Origin of the sequence: Gallaecimonas aegicerasi (genome assembly GCF_045291545.1) — a bacterium.
Lineage (GTDB): Bacteria > Pseudomonadota > Gammaproteobacteria > Enterobacterales > Gallaecimonadaceae > Gallaecimonas.
The window spans coordinates 180,847-199,682 of record NZ_CP149514.1 but is presented as its reverse complement, the minus strand read 5'-3'; the positions used below and the strand labels follow the sequence as shown (position 1 = coordinate 199,682).

The window sequence follows — 18,836 nt, the reverse complement described above, 5'->3', positions numbered from 1 at the left end:
ACTTTTGGTCCATAAAAAGTCTGTACTGGTTCACATTTTTGGCCACAGAATCAACAACAAAGAACGCCAACAACTGATGATAAGTCAACCATGTAACGGGGTGCTTTTGCGCCATTTTGCTGTCTTTTAGCTGTTTTTCACTGCAAAAGGAGGGGCATGAGCTGGGTCAGTGGTGCCTTGCAATATGCGCTGCTGGCTGATATCACCAAGCTGCATAACTTTTCATCAAAACAATAATTTAATTCACAAAACCAAACCTTTTAAAACCAGGTTTCGCAATCAGAACGAGGTCATCATGCGTTTTTCCTCCATCGCCCTTGCTCTGTCCACGGCATTCGCTTTGCCTGGACTGGCCATCGCCGCCGATACCACCGACAACAGCACTACAGCAGATAAAAAACCCGAAACCATAGAGGTAATCGGTTCGCGCCTGGCCCTGCGTACCGCCACCGACAGCGCCGCACCAGTGGATATTATTAGCAGTGAGCAACTGCAGGCCACCGGCATGACCGAAACCGCCAAAGCACTGCAGTTTCTGGCGCCCAGTTACAGTTTTCCGCAGTCGTCTATTACCGACGGAGATGACGCGGTGCGGCCGGCTTCTCTGCGGGGTATGAGCCCGGATCATGTGCTGGTATTGGTTAATGGCAAACGGCGCCATGGCTCGGCGCTGGTGCACCTGAACGGCACGGCCGGGAAAGGTTCGTCGAATGTTGACCTCAACGCTATTCCCATGGCGGCCATTAAACGCATTGAAATCCTGCGTGACGGTGCCTCAGCCCAGTATGGTTCCGACGCCATTGCCGGGGTGATCAACATTGTGCTCAAAGATAATGCCTCCGGCGGCACCGTAACCGCCCAAACCGGGCAGCGCTATGCCGGTGACGGCCAGAAGTGGCTGGTGGGGTGGAACCAGGGCCTAAGCCTGCCCAACGATGGCTTTATCAACTTGTCACTGACCGCCGAGCACCACAATAAAACCAACCGTGCGGGCCCAGATCCCCGCCAGCAATACCCTCTGATCAATGGCGAACCGGACCCCCGGGAGGCCACTTTTGATCGCAAGAATTTTCAAATTGGTGACGGTAAATACGACAACCTGGGGTTATTTGTTAACGCTGGTCAACCGGTCGGTGACAACGGCAAGCTGTATGCCTTTGGTGGTATCAGTGAGCGGAAAAATGCATCCGGCGCCTTCTATCGCCGCGCCCTTGACGATCGTAACCTGCCCGAGATTTACCCGGACGGTTTCCTGCCGGAGCTGGCGCCGAAGATCATCGATAAATCGCTGTATGTCGGTTACAAGTTCAGTGTCGGCCAGTGGCAGATTGACAGCTCGCTGGGTTATGGCATGAACAGTTTCCAGTACAAGGTGAAGCACTCGCTGAATGCCTCGCTGGGACCAACCTCGCCTACCGCCTTTGATGCCGGTACGTTGTCGACCAACGAAACCAACGCCAACATTGACGCTTCACGCTTTGTGCCCTTTGCCAACGATTCAGATCTGCTGGTCGCCATGGGCGTGTCCTGGCGCCAGAACCAATACAAAATCGAGGCAGGTGAGCCTGACTCCTACATCAACGGCGGCTACATGGACAAACCCGGCGGCAGCCAGGGCTTTGTCGGTTTTTCACCAGCCTCGGCTACCAAGGACAAGCGCCACAATATCGGTGTTTATCTGCAAACTGAAAACCAGTTAACCGATGCCTTTTACTGGGCCGCCGCCGTACGTCACGAGAATTATTCTGACTTTGGCGGCAACACCAGCTGGAAGCTGTCCGGACGCTACCAGCTGAATGACCAGTTAGCGCTGCGCGGCACCGTGGATACTGGTTTCAGAGCTCCCAGCGTACAGCAGATGTACTTCACCAATATCTCCACGCTGTTTGTGCCGGATCCGAATAACAACGGCGCGCTGGTACCCACAGAGTCCGGCACCTTCAACAACCTGGCGGCTATCACCCAGGCTTTGGGCGTTGGCCAGTTGCAGCCGGAAAAATCACATTCTTACAGCCTGGGGCTGACGTACAGCGGCGATAATGGCCTGTCGATGACTCTGGACACCTATCAGATCAAGGTCGACAACCGCATTGTGCTGTCGTCCTCACTGAACAGTGCCGACAGCACCCTGCCGCAAAACGTTGTTGATCTGATCACCGCTTCCGGTGCCCAGTCAGCTCGCTTTTTTGTTAACGCTGTGGATACCAAAACCCACGGTATTGACCTGGTTGCCAGCAAAAACTGGGATCTCAGTGGCTACGGCCAGCTTAAAGCCAACCTGGCCTGGGGATACAACAAGACCACCATTGACAGTATTCACCTGCCGTCGATCCTCGGTGGCCTGGAAGATAACCTGTTTGACCATATCGAACAGACCCGGATGACCAAAGCCACGCCCCGTAACACCGGTAACCTGGGGTTAACCCACACCTTGGGTAAACTGCAAACAACGCTGCGGTTCAACTACTTTGGTACCTATTCCATCGGTTATTCCAGTGGCGATTACAAATATGACCACAAGTGGGTTACTGATCTGGCCTTTAAGTATGCGGCAACCGACCAGCTGTCGATCACTGTCGGCGCCCAGAACCTGTTTGACACTTACCCGGAAAAGCGGCCAGCTGACAACAACTACCACGGTATTTTTGTCTACCCGCTGACCAATGCCCCCTTTGGTTTCAACGGTGGCTATTACTACCTCAATGCCCAGTACCGTTACTAAGCAAAAGGCGCCGCAAGGCGCCTTTTTTATTGCAGGGCTTTCAGGCTAGTAAGTGCCTCAATAAAGGGCCGGCCAGAAGACAGCCGTAATGGCGCCAACGGTGTCACCGACACGCCATTAAGCCTGGCATGGCGCAGCTGACCCCGGTGGCGATAGCTGATGCTCTCAACATCATGGATAACCCAGCTTTGCCCCTTGATGTGCCCCAGCAACAACATGGCGTGGCCCGGCATGTAAAGCATGGTGCCTGGCTTGGCTGCTGCCAGCAGGGCTTGTTTGCGTTGAACACTGGTGGTGGCACTAAAGCGCCAATTGCGGCCATAGCTGCCGCGCCCTTGCTGGCTGGCGTTACGGGGCATCACCAGCCCAAAGCTACGATACAGATCGCTGATAAAACCGGTGCAATCGCGGCCGTCATAGTCATGCCCCCAGCCGTAGCGCTGGCCGAGCAACTTGAACGCCTGGCCAATGAGATAACGGCCGGTTAGTGGCAGATACCCCTGATGTACGTCTTCACCACGGGGGATCAAGGCTGAGTGCAATGCCAACCGGCCATTGGCCTGACGTACCGGCAACCGAACCACAAAGCCGGCGTAGGTATTCTGGCCATAGAGCTGTTCCGGCGGTTTAGTCAGTAACGGCAGCCGTACTCCCATGGCCAGTTGCCGCCGGGACACAGCTGCCAGCTCCGGGTTATACACCGTTTCTGTGCGGCGGCCAGTGACCACCAAAAAAGGCTTGGCATGGGCAAACTGCAACACAGTCCGGCGCGGCCCAAAGGCAATATCGGCCACCGCCACCCAGGCGCGATAATGATAGGCCTGAGCAAAGGCCCAGCGGCCATCGGCACTGATGTGCAGCACCGCCAGCGGCTCACCGGTAAAAAGCCCGGTTTCCTGAAAGCGGTCGATGTCCTGGTCCATGTGCCGGTTAAAAGCCCGCTGGTCTGTGGGGAAGGTGCGCATGCTGGTGCGCTTGACCACCAGGGCATAACGCAATGTCACCGTCCGACCAATAGCAGGCAATGCCAGATTTGCCCGCAGTGGCGCGAAGTTGATTGGCTGGTGTTGCTGGTTGAAACGCGCAGCCGGGTGGCTAAGTGCCTGGATCTGCCGGCGCACCGTCTGGCCCGGTAACTGCTTGGGCAAGTCTGCCAACGCCACCATGGAGGGCTCGGCCATGGCCGCTTTATTAAAGCGGGCAATTTCCCGGGCATTCATCAATAGCCGCTCTGGCTGTGCCAGGCGCTGCTGCCAGTAATGAGCCTGTAGCTGCGCTGGCGTTACCCAAGGCAGAGCCGCCCAGGCCGGCAGTGCCAGTACACTCAACAGCCATAACATCACTTTTGCCATCTCAGCCTCCTGTCATCAGCACACCGGCCAGCAGGTAAAGGGCAATGCTGCCCGCACCGGCAACCAGCGCATAAGGCAGCTGCGTGCGCACGTGTTCAAGTAAGTCGCAGCCGGAGGCAATACTGGATACCGCTGTGGTATCAGACATCGGTGAACAATGATCACCAAAGATACCGCCACCAAGAATGGCCGCCAGGATCAGTGCCGGTGGTAACGCCAGTTCATTGACCAAAGGCATGCCCAGGGGGATCAACAGCGCAAAGGTACCCCAGGAAGTACCTGTGGCAAACGACATCGCCGCACCGGCCATAAACAGCAGTGCCGGCAGTAACACTACCGGCACATGGCCACTGACCAGACTGGCAATATAACTGCCCGTACCCAGTGCTTTGAGGCTACTACCCAGCGCAATCGATAGCAGCACTATGGCCACCAGCGGTAACAGCTCACTCATACCTTGAAAGCTCAGATCCACCATCTGTCGATGATTGAAATGGCGGCCCAAGGCCAGGAGCAGATATGCCACGGCAATGGCACACAAGGTGGCATACAGCATCGACTGGGCACCATCACCGGCGGTAAGTTGGCCCTGACCAGAAATCAACATAAAGACCACCATGGCCCCGATCAGCACTGCTAACGGCACCACCATGTAACGGGATTTGCTGGCCGTGGCGGCATGCAATTCGTCCCGGGCCGGGTCAAACTGCTGCTGGCTTTGCTTCAACGGCCCAAACAGTTTGCCGCTGTAAGCACTGTAAAAAGCCAGCGCCAGGGTCAATAGGGCATAAAAATTCAGCGGCACTGTCTGCCACAGTACCGCTACCGGGTTGGCGCCCAGGTCATAGCCAGCCAGCAGGCCAAGCACATAAGCTCCCCAGCCATTGAGCAAAATCAGAATACACACTGGCGCCGAAGTGGAGTCAATCAGATAGGCCAGCTGCGCTCGGCTCATGCCGAAGCGATCAAACAGGCCCCGGGCCAGAATGCCAGCGGTCAGGACACTCAAGTTGGACTCAACAAAAATCAGCACCCCCACCAGCATGGTCAGCAAACGACTGCGCCGGGCAGTGCGGGCAATACCGGTGGCAACCAGCTTCTGCACCGTTGCCGCCACACCACCGGAGGCGCGCAGTAAAGCCAGTAAAGCACCAATCAGCACGCTGAACAGCAGCAGTTTGACATTACCCGGCCCGGCAAAAACCGCCAATACCCGGCTGACACTGTCTTGGCCGAGAGCGCCAACACTCAATAGCCCTTCCTGCCAAAGCCGTATGCCTTCGGCGCTGACTATCGCCAGCAGTAAGGCGGCAATGACATCCCGCTTCCAGAAAACGAAAGCGATAGCCAGCAGTGGTGGCAAAATCACAAGTGCGTGCAAGGAGTTAGCTCCATTTAACTGATAAGCCATTGTGGCACAGCGCCCAGCACTGTCGCCATTTACGCCAGTGCCGCCTACAGTTAAGTGCTGTGGAGGACTGACAATGCGCTTACCCTGGTTATTGTTGCTGTTATTGCTCTGTTGTAACGCCGCTTATGGCCAACAGCAATTGGTTGTCGTGGTGGCCGATAACTGGCACAGCACCACCGCCACACTTCGTACCTATCAACGCCAACAGGGCCAGTGGCAACCCGGCCCGGTAACAACGCCGGTGGTGCTGGGCAGGCAGGGGTTGGCCTGGGGGCTGGGGCTATACCCCACCGCGCCACTGACCCCCAGCAAGATAGAAGGCGATGGCAAAACACCGGCAGGGATCTTCACCCTCGGCACCGCTTTTGGGTACGCGGCCAAGGCTACCACGGCCATGCCGTATCTGGCGGCCAGCGCCAGTGACTACTGCGTGGATGTACCCGCATCGGCGTTTTATAACCAATTGGTCGACAGCGCCGTGGCCGGTAGAGTCGCGGTACGGGGTGCCAGTGAACCACTGCGCCTGGATTTACACCGTGCCGGTGACCAACGCTACCGCCTGGCACTAGTGGTCAACCATAACCCCGACAACAGCCCCGGTGCCGGTAGCTGTATTTTTTTGCACCAGTGGGCTGACAGCCACACCTATACCGCGGGCTGCACCGCCATGCCCGGTGAGGCTCTGAACACTTTACTTGCCTGGCTGAAGCCGGCTTATCAGCCCCGCTTGGTGGTGCTGCCACGTCAGGCTTATCAGCAACTGGCCAGCCACTGGCAGTTGCCACCACTGCCATAAAAAAGGCGCCTTTCGGCGCCTTTTTTCATGCCTGACGTCGCCGCCAGATCAGCCACAAGCTGGCTAACCACCACCACCCCAGGCTACCACCACCGCCGCTGCTTGATTGCGTCACCGGCGCGGTCCAGTTCTCACCAAAGACATTGGCAGCACTGTTGTTTGCTGTATCTGGGTCACCAGCCGAGCCACTGACCACAGCCAGCACCTTGATGTCAGCGGCGCTGGCACTGCCTGACAGGGTCAGCGTCAGGGCTTGCTGCTGGCCACTGGCAATGGCGCCAATAGCACACTGCCACAGGCTGCCCGCTTGCACACACTGGCTAGGCTGGCCAGTGAGCAACAGGCCTTCGGGAATGTTCAGCAACAGCTGTGTCTGGGTGCTGTCAGCCGGCCCCTGGTTCTGCACCGTAACCCGGTACTGGCGCTGCATTTGCTGAGTCATGCCCCCCAGGGTCGCCGAGACCGAGACATCCGCCTGCGGCCCCGGCTGGTTGCTGGCACTGCCCTGGTAGACAGCCAAGGTGCCGTCTTCGGTATTAGCCAGCAGCAGGTCGGCCAGGCCATCACCGTTAAGATCAGCAACCAAACCCAGGCTGTCATTGAGATAGAAGGCTTCTGGTGCCAGCGTCCACTGCCTCAGATCGCCGCTCTGACTGAACCGCTGCCAGCTGCCATTTTGGTGCTGTACCAGCAGTTCATCGAGGCCATCGCCGTTCATATCACCCAGCATCACCCGCTCCACCGCTGCATTACCGGTTTGCGCCTGCATTTGCCATTGGCCATTAGCGTCGATACTCAGCACGGCAATACCGCCGCCGTTACCCTCGGCATCAGGCGACAAGCCCACCACCACATCTGGCAAACCATCACCATTGAGGTCATGGGTAGCCAGTGTGCTGATCTCGCCGGTCAGTACTTCGCTACTGTCAGCCACGGCATTATTCAAGGCGCCGGTACTGATGCTGCCATAGCGCAAGGTACCGCCTTTACTGGTAACCAGACCGCCATGACCTACAGCACTAAAGTGGCTGATCGGCAACGTCGCTTGCACAACCTGCAGCTGGCTTTGGCCATTGGCACTGCCCGGCAGGCGGTACAGACCCGGCACACCGATCAGCAGGTCAGTGTAACCGTCACCATCAGTATCATGCAGTTGCAGCTGGCTACCCGCCGGCAGTGCCGGCCCGGCCGTAAACTGCTCACTGCCCTGATTCAGGTAAATAGCCGACTGTGTAGTGTCACGGTTGAGAACCACCAGGTCGTTCAGGCCATCATGGTTCCAGTCGATACTGGCCAGCGCCGCCACATGACCACCGTCATCCAGAGTGGTGACCGCCACCGGCTGCATATTATCCAGACGGTACAAGGTGACCCCCTGACCATCTGTGCCTGCTGCCAGATAACGCTCACCCTCACTGCTGAGCATGGTGATTGCCGTAGCTTTGGTGATGATGCTGTTGATATCTCCCTGGCTGAGAGTGTCATCACTGATAGATACATCAGTGTGGCTGCTGGCCAGGGTTTTCTGGTCACTGCCGAGCACCATGGCACTCACCGACTGATCACCTGCCGTGCTGGTGTCCAGGGTCAGTCGCCACAGGTAACGGGCACCACTGGCCAGGGTTAACGGGCAATGCAGGGTCTGTGTATCAACCTGACGGCAGCCATTGGCCGCCGGCACACCCCTGCCCTGCCAGTGCACAACCACGGTGGCATCATTCAATGCCGGGCCGGACTGGTTCAACACACTCAGCGTTAATTGCAGTGGCTGATGCACCTTAGCCGGTAACCCCAACCACTGGCTGGTAAGGCGGATTTGGCTGGTGCTGGCCGCGGTAATACTCACAGTGAAGGACTGCTGTACCTGCAGTTGACCATCATCGGCCTGCAGTACCACTGGTACATCACTACCTGCGGCACTGGCCGGTGCCGTGCCGGTCAGGGTGTTGCCATTAAGCTGCAACCAGCTCGGGCCACTGACTAGCGTCAGACTGGGAGCACTGTCCGGGTCCTGTACGGCAACGACATAGTTCAGGGTACTGCCAGCAACCAGGGTTGTCGGCGGCGTCGACACAAAGGCCGGTGGATCATTAACCGGCGTGATCGCCAGGTTGACCACGGCTTCAGCCACACCACCCTGACCATCGCTGACCTGGTAGCGGAACTGGTCACTATGGTGCTCGCTGCCGTTGTGCTGGTAGCTGAAGCTGCCATCGGCATTGAGCGTAAAGCTTGACGCATACGCCGGGCCGCTCACCAGTGTCGCCGTCAGACTGTTATTGTCCGGGTCACTGTCATTGGCCAACACGCCCTGCGCTGCCGGCACCGTCAGGATACCGCCTTCAGCCAGGCTGTAGCTGTCGTTTTGGGCAACCGGTGGGTCATTAACATTGACTACAGTGATGTTGAATGCCGCCAGGCTGGACTGTGTTTTGCCGTCTGAAACGGTGATCACAATATTGCTGTCGGTACCAACATCGCTGTTGCCAGGCGTGCCTTGCAGCAAACCGGTTTGGCTATCGAAAGTAGCCCAGGCCGGCTTGTTGCTGATGCTGAAGGTCAGCGGGTCGCTGTCAGCGTCACTGGCTGTCGGCTGGAACTGGTACGGCTTATCCTGCAGTACCGAAGTGGCCGGATTACCGCTGATCACTGGCGCCCGGTTCGGCTGGAACACACTCAGCGAAACTGTCACTTCATTGGACACCGCCCCTAAATCATCCACCGCCACGTAGTTAAAGCTATCGCTGCCGGTATAACCACTGGTGGGGGTGTAAATCACAGTGCCATCGGACTGGGCAACGGCAGTGCCATGGGTCGGTGCGGTACGTACTATCACGCCCGCCAAGGTGCCATCGGGGTCATTATCATTACTGAGCACACTGAGCGTAGTCGGCGCATCATTGGGTACCGTCGCGCTGTCAGCTACCGCAATAGGTGCCTGGTTCACCACCTGCACCTGCACTGACACTGTCGCAAAGGCAGACTGTGCGCCCTGAGTGTCAGACACCCGGTAAGTAAAGCTATCAGTGCCATGGTATTGCGCGTCAGGGGTGTAACGCACCTTGCCGGCTTCCACCACCGCCGTGCCGTGGCCCGGCGTGGTCAGGTTCAGGCTGCTGGCATCAAGGCTGCCATCGGCGTCGCTGTCATTGGCCAGTACATCAATCAGCACCGAACTGTTCTGGTTCACTATGGCGCTGTCATTTGCGGCCAAAGGAGCCTGATTCACAGCACTGGTACTGATGGTGACGACGGCGGCGGCCGAGACCGCACCGCTGCTGTCACGCAGGCTGTACTGGAAGCTGTCATTAACAGCACCGGATGACGGCGGCGTGTAGCGTATAAAGCCACCGGAGATACTGGCGGTACCGGCGCTGGGCGCTTGCACCAAGATAATAGTGGCGGTGCTTATAGGTGAATCCACATCGCTGTCATTGCCTTTGACATTGATATCCACCGGGGCGGTACCACTGACCACCACAGTATCCGGGTTGGCTACCGGGGCGTCATTTACGGCCGTCACCGTCAGGCTGACGGTAGCCACATTACTGCTGGCACCATTGCCATCGGCAACCCGGTAGCTGAAGCTGTCAGCACCGTTATAGTTGGCCGCGCTCTGGTATTGCAGCTGGCCGGCCAGCACTTGCACCTGGCCATGTTTTGGCGGCGTAACTACCGTCAGGGTGTTGGCATCAACGCTGCCGGTGTCGTTAGCCAGGACATTAATGGACTTAGCCGTGTCTTCGGCCACCGTCGCCGTGTCATTCACCGCCACCGGTGCCCCGGAAGGTTGCACCACAATGGTCACCGTGGTTTCAGGCGACAGGGCACCATGGTTGTCCGCTACTTGATAGGTCAATGAGACTACGCCACTGAAATTCGCCGGTGGCGTGTACAGCAGCTTGCCAGCACTTGCCACAGCTACACCTTGCGACGGCGCAGAGGCTACTACCAGTGAGCTGGCATCAACACTGTCACCGCTATCAATGTCGCTGTCGTTAGCCAGCACATCAATGCTAACCGGCTGGCCTACCTGTGTTGTGGTGCTGTCTGGCTGGGTACGCGGCGCATCATTCACGGCACTGATACTGAGCTGCACAGTGGCGTTATTACTGGTAAAGCCGTAGCTGTCCTGTACCTGATAGGTGAAGCTGTCGATGCCGTTGTAGTCAGCGTCAGGCTGGTAGGTCAGCACCCCGGTACCGGTATCCAGCGCCAGGCTACCATGCAGCGGTGCCGTGGTAACCACCAGGCTGGCCGCATTGAGGCTACCACGCTGCACGGTGTCATTGCTCAGCACCGCCAGCTGTTTCGGCGTGTCTTCTGTCAGCGTAAAGCTATCGTTATTGGCTACCGGTTTGCCGTCGGCAGCGGTGAACTGCAACACATTGCCCCCGGCAAAAGGGTTACCCGCTGCATCGGTCAGGGCATTGGCGCCCACATTCAGGCTGTGCACCAGGGTCGGTACCAGATCGCTATTGAGCGTCAGGGCAACGGTATTGCCATTGACGCTGACATCGCTGCTGGCTGCCGCACTGTCAAAGACAACAGTGTTATCAGAAGCAGTCAGGGTCAGGTGGTCACTGGCGCCACTGCTGGCTAAAACCGGCTCGCTGAAGGTCAGCGACGGGCTGGGCCGCAGAGCTACATTGATGGCGTTATTGGCTGGCGTACTTGATACCAGTGTTGGCGCCACGGTGTCTTTGACCACCGAGCTGGTATAGGCGGTTCCGGCATTACCGGCGGTGTCAGTCAGGGTCAGGCTGATTTGCACATTGCCATCAGCCAGGCCACTGAGATCAAGACTACCGATCGTCATGTTAGCGCCGCTGACAGTGCCACTGCGGCTAACCGGGCTAGCACCACCATCGCTGATGGTCAGCGCATACTGGGCGCCCACTTCGGCCCCGCTCATGGTCAGCGTCTGTGTGCTCTGATTGGCAATGTTGATGACATTACCCTGCAGTGAAGCGCTGTACCCGGTAGGCGCCTGGGTGTCTTTTTGTACCGTTTTGGTTGCCGGTGAACCGCTGTTCCCGGCGTTGTCCTGCAGCGTCAGGCTGTAGGTCAGGGTACCGTCCGACAGGCTGCTGACATCCACTGCCGGCAACTGCTGGTTAGCACTAGTGACGGTGCCACTGCGCACAATAGGTGTGCCACCACCATTGCTGCTAATGCTCAGCTGGTAGTCACTGCCAACCTCGGCACTACTGAAGGTAACCATACTGGCGGTTTCATTGCTGTTATTAACCGGGCTGGGAGATACCGCCAGGTTATAACCACTGGGCCCGCTGCTATCAATGGTGATAGCCAGCGCTGTCGAGGCTGCTGACAGGTTACCGGCGCTATCAAGCTGTTTTGCCGTCAGGCTATGGCTACCGTCACTCAGGGTACTGGTGGTAATACTCCAGTTACCGCTGCTGTTGGCTACACCACTGCCAACCTGGCTGGCACCATCGAAGATCCGTACCGTGGCATTGGCAACGGCAGTGCCGGTCAGTAACGGTGTGGTGTCGTTAGTGAGGTTGTCACTGTTACTGCTGCCGGAATCAGAGCTGGCAGCAAGCACTGGCGCCGACGGCGCCACTGGCGCTTGCGTGTCAATACTGGCATTGCTGGTATCCGCCGCCGTAGTCTGGTTGCCGGCGTTATCCGTCGCGGTGACCGAGACATTGCGGTTGCTGACTTCAAGGGTACCGGCCGGCAGCGTATAGGTTGCTGTCCAGGTACCGGCACTGTTACTGGCAGCCACACTGCTGCCGCCGCCAAAAGCCGAGAAGTTAACCGTTACCCCCGCCAAACTGTCGGTGTTGTTGTCGCCAGCAGCGGTATTATTCCAGGTGGCGGTAACCGTATCGCCGGCAATAAAAGTGCCACTGGTACCGCTAGCACCACTGATGCTGATATTGGCGTCAGTTACAGTCGGCGCAATGTTATCAACGGTCGCGTTGGTGGTATCAGCAGTGGTGCTGGTGCCATTGCTGGTGGTGGCGGAAACACTGACATTACGATTGCTGGTATCAATGCTACCAGCGGTGATTGTGTAGGTGGCAGTCCAGGTGTCGCTGCTATTGCTGGCAACAACACTGCTACCGCCGCCGAACTGGCTAAAGTCCATGGTAACGCCGGTCACACCGCTGTTGTTATCTCCGCCGATGGTGTTATTCCAGGTGGCGGTCACGGTATCGCCAATTTTAAAGGCCCCGCCGGTGCCGCTGGCGCCACTGATGCTGATATTGGCATCGGTGACTGTGGGGCCTGAGCTCGAAGTAATGGCAGTACTGGTGGCCGCTGTCAGGCCGCCGGACGTGGCATGCAAGGCAATCACATCCACACTGCTGTTGTTGGTGTACTGCAACGCCAGGCCGCTGAAGGTGGCGCTGCCGGCGCTGGGTGTCAGGGTGACCGTAATGCCGTTGCCGTCGGTGTCCCCGGTGCCGCTCAGGGTATTAACGGTGCCGGCTGGCAAACTCCCGGCCGAGTTACTGACTGCCAGCACCACATCGGTGCTGTAACCGGTATCGAGGGTGTTGTTGGCGTCCACCGCCTTGACCACCGGCACAGTACTGAAGCTGGTGGACGACCCGCTACTGATACTGGTTGGCGCCGGCTGGGTAGCAAACACCAACTGCGTGGCTACCACATCGGAAGTCACCGCATTGGCTGTGCCATCGGTAAGGCCCGTCGCTGAGGCAGTCAGGGTGAAGCTTTGCTGATCTGCGGTGGCGGTGTAAGCAACATTCGTGAACGTGGCCACGCCACTGCTGGCCGCGACAGTGGTGGTGCCGCTCAAGGCGCCGGCACTGGCCTCACTCAAGCTGACGTTACCGGTGAAATTGATATCGGTATTACCGAAACTGTCCTGAGCCTGGACCACCGGCTGGGTGGTCAGAGCACTGCCGGATACCGAGCCGGCCGGCTGCGTGGTAAAGACCAGCTTGTTGGCGACGACACTGGCGGTAAAGCCCGCGCCGTTATTCACGGCAGTGGTGGTGCCCATCTGGGTGCCGGAGCCGCCTACCGTCAGGTCGGTATCGCCATCAAGGCTCAAGACAAAGCTATGGCCATCGGTTATGCCGCTGTGGCCGAGGTCGGCATTGACCGTATAGGTCTCGCTGCCGCCGTCGGCAACGCTGATAGCGAGGCCTGAGAAGGTGACCACGCCAGCGCTGTAACTGCCGGTCACAGAGCCGCTGATATCGGGCCCGGTCAAGCTCCAGACGACATTGCTACGATCAGTGGCGGTGCTGGTACCGGACACATGCACCTGCACCTGGGACACCGTCATGGCCTGGCCGTCACCACCGCCACCGTCGCTCAGGGTGAAGTCCAGCGCCGCCGTGCTGCCTGCGTTGGTGGCGATGCTGCCAGGCTCGCTGCCGCTGCCTGCGCTGAGGTTGCCGTCGGCGTCTTGGGTGACCGGCACATCGACCATGATGTTGTCCATTATGAAATCGAGGTCCACACCGGTAATGCGGACCTCGTCGATATCATGGAATTCGCTGTAGCCGCTGGTATCGATGCTGGCATTGCTCACAGTTACCGGCCTGCCGGTACCTATCTCGCTGCCCCCCTTGTAGGCGTGCAGGACAGCGGTCGGATCGCCGAGGCCAGAGGCAGTCCCCAACCAAATGGATTTGAGCTGGAAGGTACTGGAACCGACCACCCGAACCTCGGTGAGATCGCCAACAGATTGGCTGGCGACATAGAGTCCCTCTGTGCCGACGTGGGTATAAGAGCTGTTCAACCACATCCTCTGGTTGGACGGCGTGCCGGTGCTGTTGCTGTAGATGGTAAAGCTGCCAAAGGTATGAGGGCTGGAGTAGAAAGTGTTGTCAGTGTCGCCGGTGTTCTCAAAGTCCTGGCTATTACTGCTGCTCAGCGCCAACAGCTGTTGCAGCTGGGCGACAGGGGCGCTGTCCGGCGCCCGGCCCTGGCCATATTCCAGGCGCAGGTTACCGCCGAGGCTGGCCGGGCCGGTGGCATCAGTGGAGGCCAGCACCGGCCGGCCGAGGTCAGCCGTCAAGGTGTCAACCAAACCCTGGCCCTGGCCCCTGGCAACATCACACCCCCACAGCTCCACTTGTGCGGCGGGGGTTAAGTGGCGCGGCCAGGCCGCCAGCAGCTGGGGGTGGCGCGTTAAAAAGGCGCGGTCCAGGCGCTGGCCGGCAATCAGCAGTTCACCGGGGGCACCATGGCTCACCACGCTGACCCGGCTCCATACGCCGCCATCAAGTGCCGCCGGCAGGCTGCCAAGGTCAGTCAAAACCCGCACCGTTTGCCCAGGGCTAGCCTTAACCTGCCCGGCCAAGTCCGCACTGACCAACACCAGTTCCTTGCTGTAGCCACTAAAGGCCAGCAACATTCCCACCAACAGCCACAGTCGACGCATGGCGCTATCCTCTTTTACTTATCAATACCGGACACAATCCCGGCGGTTAATGACCGTTCGTCCTGAACGGCAAAAAGCCGCCCCAACCGGGGCAGCTGTTTATCGCCGGCCGCAAGCGGCCTGTGTGGCACACCATCACGGCCTTGGGGGGTATTCCCCACCTTGCAGGCAAATGATGAAATTCAGCGCCTGATAAGGCTGCATATTGTTATGGGGCTGGCCACCACCCGTCACGCCCAGGGCCTGGGGCGACATGGTCGTCTTGTCGGTGCCGCCGCCATACAGCCCCGGCGGTTGGCGGCCAAGGGCGCTCTGGGCCCAATAGGCCGCTTCTGGGCTGGATTCGGTCCCCGGGGCATTGACGGCATGGGCCAGATGGTTGTGGCCGGGCATCTCGGATTCAATCAGGGTAACGGTTTCGGTGCCGGCCCGCTCCCCCAGCACCCTTGGGGTCAGGCCTGGCCCGTTGCCCCAGTGCATAGGCGCCTGGCCGCGCAGATCCGGCAGGGCGAAGTTGCTGGTGCCGTTACCGCCGTAGGTGGTGCCGAGCAGCGAAAAGAGCGCCGTGTTTTGCGAAATAGGCAGCAACTGGCCATCACAGAGGGCCCAGTCTCTGGGCGCGAAGTTACCCGCGAAGATGCGGATCTCACCGATATAGGAATCCATTTGTGCGCTCCTCAGCTGCGACTCGGGAAAATGCCCTGGACGGCGATACAGAAATTGGCCACCAGGAAGGGCTGCATGTTGTTGTGGGCCTGGCTGCCGCCGGCACTGGCGATGGCATTGGCCGCCAGGGTGGTAGTAGCCTGGGCCGCATAGGGGCTGACTTGGGCGTTGACCGCCCAGTAACCGTTGTCCGGAGAGGCGCTGGTGCCCTCAGCCGAGTCCGCCACCACCTGGTGGTTGTGGGCAGGCATCTCCGGAACCGTCAAGATATGGGTTTCCTGGCCGGCGCTTTCGCCCAGGGAGACGCCATTGCCGACATGCACAGGTGCCCGCCCTTGGAGGTTGGGCAAGGCGAAGTTGGTGGTGCCGTTGCCGCCGTAGGTGGTGCCGAGAATGGCATAAAGGGCCTGGTTCTGGTTCAGGGGCAGCAACTGGCCGTTGCAGGCCGCCCAGCCTTTGGGGACCACACTGGAAGCGAAAACACGGATCTCGCCGATAAAGGGTTCAGCCATGACAGATCCTCCTCAATTAGGTGACGGGTAGATGCCGAAAAGGGCGATGATGAAGCTCAACGCCTTAGTCGGCATCATGTTCTCGTGGGGCTGGCTGCCGCCGGCCAGGGACAGGGCCTGGGGCGCCATGGTGGTGCTGGGGGTCGACTTGGAGTAGGCCGTGCCCGCGCTGGGCGGCGCCCAGAAGGCGTTGGTGGGGCTATCTACACCGCCGCTGGTGGCCGCCGGGGCCTGGTGGCTGTGCTGGGGCAGTTGGGTCGAGAGCAGGGTGACTGCCTCGGCGCCGGCCTGTTCGCCCAATACATAGTGGCTGCCAGTGGTGGAGATGCCCATGTGCAGCGGCAGGCGGCCACGCAGGTCAGGCAGGGCGAAGGTGGTCTGGCCGTTGCCGCCGTAGGTGGTGCCAATCAGGGCAAAGAGTGACTCGTACTGGCTGATTGCCACTATCTGGCCGTTACAAAAGGCCCAGCCTGCTGGCGCAAAGTTGCCACCGAACATGCGAATTTCACCGAGATACGGTTCCATGGTGATTCCTTTTCATCCCGTGTTAGTCTGCGCTTCTGCCAAGGACAGGAACCAGACCATGTTTATACCTACACTGCCTGCAGGCGTTACGCTGCGCGCCATTACCCCTGACGACAATGCCTTCATGGCCATCCTCTTTGCCGCTGGCCGCCAGCAGGAACTGGCCGCCTTTCCCTTTAATGAGCAACAGAAGCAGCAGTTTTTACACAGCCAATTTGTCGCGCAATATCAGCATTACTTTTCGGCCTACAACACTGAACGGTTTCGCTTGATCACCGCCGCGGGAGAACCCATCGGCCGTTACCTGAGCGCCCGTAACAGCACCGGCCTGCACCTGGTCGACATTGCTTTGCTGCCGGCCTGGCAGCGCCAGGGTATTGGCCAGGCCTTGCTGCTGGCTTTGCTGGCCGAAGCCCGGCAACAGCAGCTAACGGTAAGCCTGCACGTACAACCCGGCGGCCATGTTCAGCGCTGGTATCAACGGTTGGGTTTTGAGGAACAAGCAGGGGGGAACGCACTTTACGTGCCGATGACATGGCGTCCCTGACCTTGTTGTTAACAACAACACTCAACCCCAAAGCGCGCTAAATCATTGATACACAGGCGCTAAAAAGCGGCTTTGGCCTGTTGATTTATCCAAGGTTAATGCAGGGAGCAGCAGGGTAACAGGGGGGTTCAGGCCGTTAAGCAGGCAAACAAACACAACATACTGATAACAAAGGAAATTTACACTAGGCTATTTTTTGTCCTCTTGTAATCTTTGTGACTGTGCTCACAGTTACCTCACGGCTCTTGCAGTGACACCTGGCCATCCTTTGCCATCTGACACCGTAACGTGATGGTGTGGCCAGCACTGGTCACTTGATAAAGACCACTACGCACTTGCTTAACCCGGTAACCATCACTGGTGCTGTAACGCAAGGCAATGGCATTGATGCACTGAGCCTGCAGCAGGTCAGCGTTGATCTCGGCCTTCACATGCTCGCTGGCTGGCACCGACGCGGCTTCCGGGGCTACCGGTGACGGATTCTGTAGCAACTGCCTGAATAGCAGCAACAAAGCCGCCACCAGCACTAACGCAATCAATAGGCGAATCATCCACACCTCTTAAAAAAGCGCACTGACCGGCAACTGCCCCAACACCACATAGTTGGGATTTTCCAGTGACTCATTGCGATTAAAGGTTAGCGGCTGGCCATTAAGGTCAAGAATGCTACCACCGGCTTCACTGACCACCGCCCAACTGGCAGCGGTATCCCACTCACCGGTTGGCCCCAGGCGAACATAAGCGTCAGCCTGGCCTTCGGCCACCATGCAGGATTTCAGGCTGGCTGAACCAAACGGCACCGCCTGATAGTGCAGGTCATCTTTGAGGTGAGCTTCCAGTAATGCCCGGCTCTGGTGCCGCGATACAGCCAGTAGTGGCGGCGTCGGCGCCGCCCGGGTGTGAATGGGATGGCCATTTTTAAAAGCACCAGCCCCCTTGATACCCAGATACAAATCACCCGATACCGGAGCAAAGATCACCCCCAGCACCGGTTCGTTATTCACCACCAGTGCCACATTGACGGCAAAATCCGGCGAGCCGCCAACAAACTCACGGGTGCCATCCAAAGGGTCAACCAGCCAATAGGCCGGCCAACTGGCCCGCTCCGCAAAGGGTTTATGGCCAGACTCTTCTGACAAAATGGGCAGCTCGGGTGTCAGCGCCGCCAGGCCCTCGACAAGCACCTGATTGGCGGCCAGATCGGCATTGGTAACCGGGCTGTCGTCGGCTTTATGCTCAGTGACCAGTTCACTGGAACGAAACCACGGCAAAATGGCAGCACCGGCCTGCCGGGCTAGAGCAATGACGTCATCACTAACAGAGGCTGGATTCATAATAGGGCCTGTTCTTGGAAGTAATCGCGGGCCAGCAGCAGGGCCGTCAGGCTGCGGGCTTCCGCAAAGTCCTGGTGATAGCGTAGCTCATCGAGCTTTGCCAGCGGCCAAGGCACCACCTCGATAGGCTCGGGTTCGTCACCTTCCAGGCGCGAAGGGTAGAGATCGCGGGCAATAAGCAGGGTCATACTGGCGGCAAAATAGCCCGGCGCCATGGCCACATCACGCAGTACTGTCCAGTCTCGGGCACCGTAGCCAATCTCTTCTTGCAGCTCGCGGTTGGCGGCATCAATGGCGTCTTCACCGGGGTCAATCAGCCCCTTGGGAAACCCCAGGCTGTACTCGTGCAGGCCTGCGGCATACTCGCGGGCCAGCAGCAGGGTGTCGTCATTGAGCAATGGCACCACCATTACAGCGCCGCGGCCGGTGCCTTTCATTCGCTCATAAATACGTTCATTGCCGTTACTGAAGCGCAGGTGCAGCTGCTCAACCCGGAACAGCCGACTTTCTGCGACAATGCGTGCGTCCAGTACTTCAGGCAGCTTGGCCGATTTCGTCATGGTGTTACCGCTGGCTTAG

General features: G+C 58.6%; 12 protein-coding genes. 3 read left to right on the top strand and 9 right to left on the bottom strand.

From position 1 onward, the window contains the following. Positions 1-295: 295 nt before the first annotated feature. The gene (locus tag WDB70_RS00905) at positions 296-2,722 is read left to right on the top strand and encodes a TonB-dependent receptor plug domain-containing protein (protein ID WP_406665708.1); all 2,427 of its coding nucleotides are present in this window, start codon (positions 296-298) and stop codon (positions 2,720-2,722) included. A 26-nt stretch (positions 2,723-2,748) separates the two neighbouring features. Here WDB70_RS00905 and WDB70_RS00900 read toward each other — a convergent pair whose 3' ends face one another. Then, on the bottom strand, positions 2,749-4,074 hold the full coding sequence (locus WDB70_RS00900) for an SH3 domain-containing protein (RefSeq protein ID WP_406665706.1): 1,326 nt from the start codon (positions 4,072-4,074) through the stop codon (positions 2,749-2,751). 1 nt (position 4,075) lies between these two features. Next, complete coding sequence (locus WDB70_RS00895; protein WP_406665704.1) at positions 4,076-5,455, bottom strand: Na+/H+ antiporter NhaC family protein; 1,380 nt, start codon at positions 5,453-5,455, stop codon at positions 4,076-4,078. A 103-nt stretch (positions 5,456-5,558) separates the two neighbouring features. On the opposite strand from WDB70_RS00895, the gene WDB70_RS00890 reads away from it, so the two are divergent. Next, a complete protein-coding gene (locus WDB70_RS00890; RefSeq protein ID WP_406665702.1) occupies positions 5,559-6,281 on the top strand; it encodes a L,D-transpeptidase in 723 nt (240 codons plus the stop codon). A gap of 25 nt (positions 6,282-6,306) precedes the next feature. On the opposite strand, the gene WDB70_RS00885 is transcribed toward WDB70_RS00890, so the two are convergent. From WDB70_RS00885 to WDB70_RS00870, 4 genes are all read right to left on the bottom strand, one after another. Next, positions 6,307-14,673 (bottom strand): Ig-like domain-containing protein, encoded by an 8,367-nt coding sequence (locus tag WDB70_RS00885; protein ID WP_406665700.1) that lies wholly within the window; start codon positions 14,671-14,673, stop codon positions 6,307-6,309. 135 nt (positions 14,674-14,808) lie between these two features. Further along, positions 14,809-15,339 (bottom strand): phage tail protein, encoded by a 531-nt coding sequence (locus WDB70_RS00880; RefSeq protein ID WP_406665697.1) that lies wholly within the window; start codon positions 15,337-15,339, stop codon positions 14,809-14,811. Between the two features lie 11 nt (positions 15,340-15,350). Then, positions 15,351-15,851, bottom strand: a complete 501-nt coding sequence (locus WDB70_RS00875) for a phage tail protein (RefSeq protein ID WP_406665695.1) — start codon at positions 15,849-15,851, stop codon at positions 15,351-15,353. A gap of 12 nt (positions 15,852-15,863) precedes the next feature. Further along, positions 15,864-16,376, bottom strand: a complete 513-nt coding sequence (locus tag WDB70_RS00870) for a phage tail protein (protein WP_406665693.1) — start codon at positions 16,374-16,376, stop codon at positions 15,864-15,866. Positions 16,377-16,434: 58 nt separating this feature from the next. On the opposite strand from WDB70_RS00870, the gene WDB70_RS00865 reads away from it, so the two are divergent. Further along, a complete protein-coding gene (locus tag WDB70_RS00865; RefSeq protein WP_406665691.1) occupies positions 16,435-16,923 on the top strand; it encodes a GNAT family N-acetyltransferase in 489 nt (162 codons plus the stop codon). Between the two features lie 236 nt (positions 16,924-17,159). Here WDB70_RS00865 and WDB70_RS00860 read toward each other — a convergent pair whose 3' ends face one another. From WDB70_RS00860 to nudE, 3 genes are read right to left on the bottom strand one after another with little or no spacing between them, the layout of a single operon-like run. Next, entirely contained in the window at positions 17,160-17,474 is a 315-nt protein-coding gene (locus tag WDB70_RS00860) for a hypothetical protein (RefSeq protein ID WP_406665689.1), read from the bottom strand. Positions 17,475-17,483: 9 nt separating this feature from the next. After that, complete coding sequence (gene cysQ / locus WDB70_RS00855) at positions 17,484-18,257, bottom strand: 3'(2'),5'-bisphosphate nucleotidase CysQ (RefSeq protein WP_406665687.1); 774 nt, start codon at positions 18,255-18,257, stop codon at positions 17,484-17,486. Continuing rightward, positions 18,254-18,817 (bottom strand): ADP compounds hydrolase NudE, encoded by a 564-nt coding sequence (nudE, locus tag WDB70_RS00850; RefSeq protein WP_406665685.1) that lies wholly within the window; start codon positions 18,815-18,817, stop codon positions 18,254-18,256. The genes cysQ and nudE overlap by 4 nt, the downstream gene beginning before the upstream one ends. Positions 18,818-18,836: the final 19 nt, after the last annotated feature.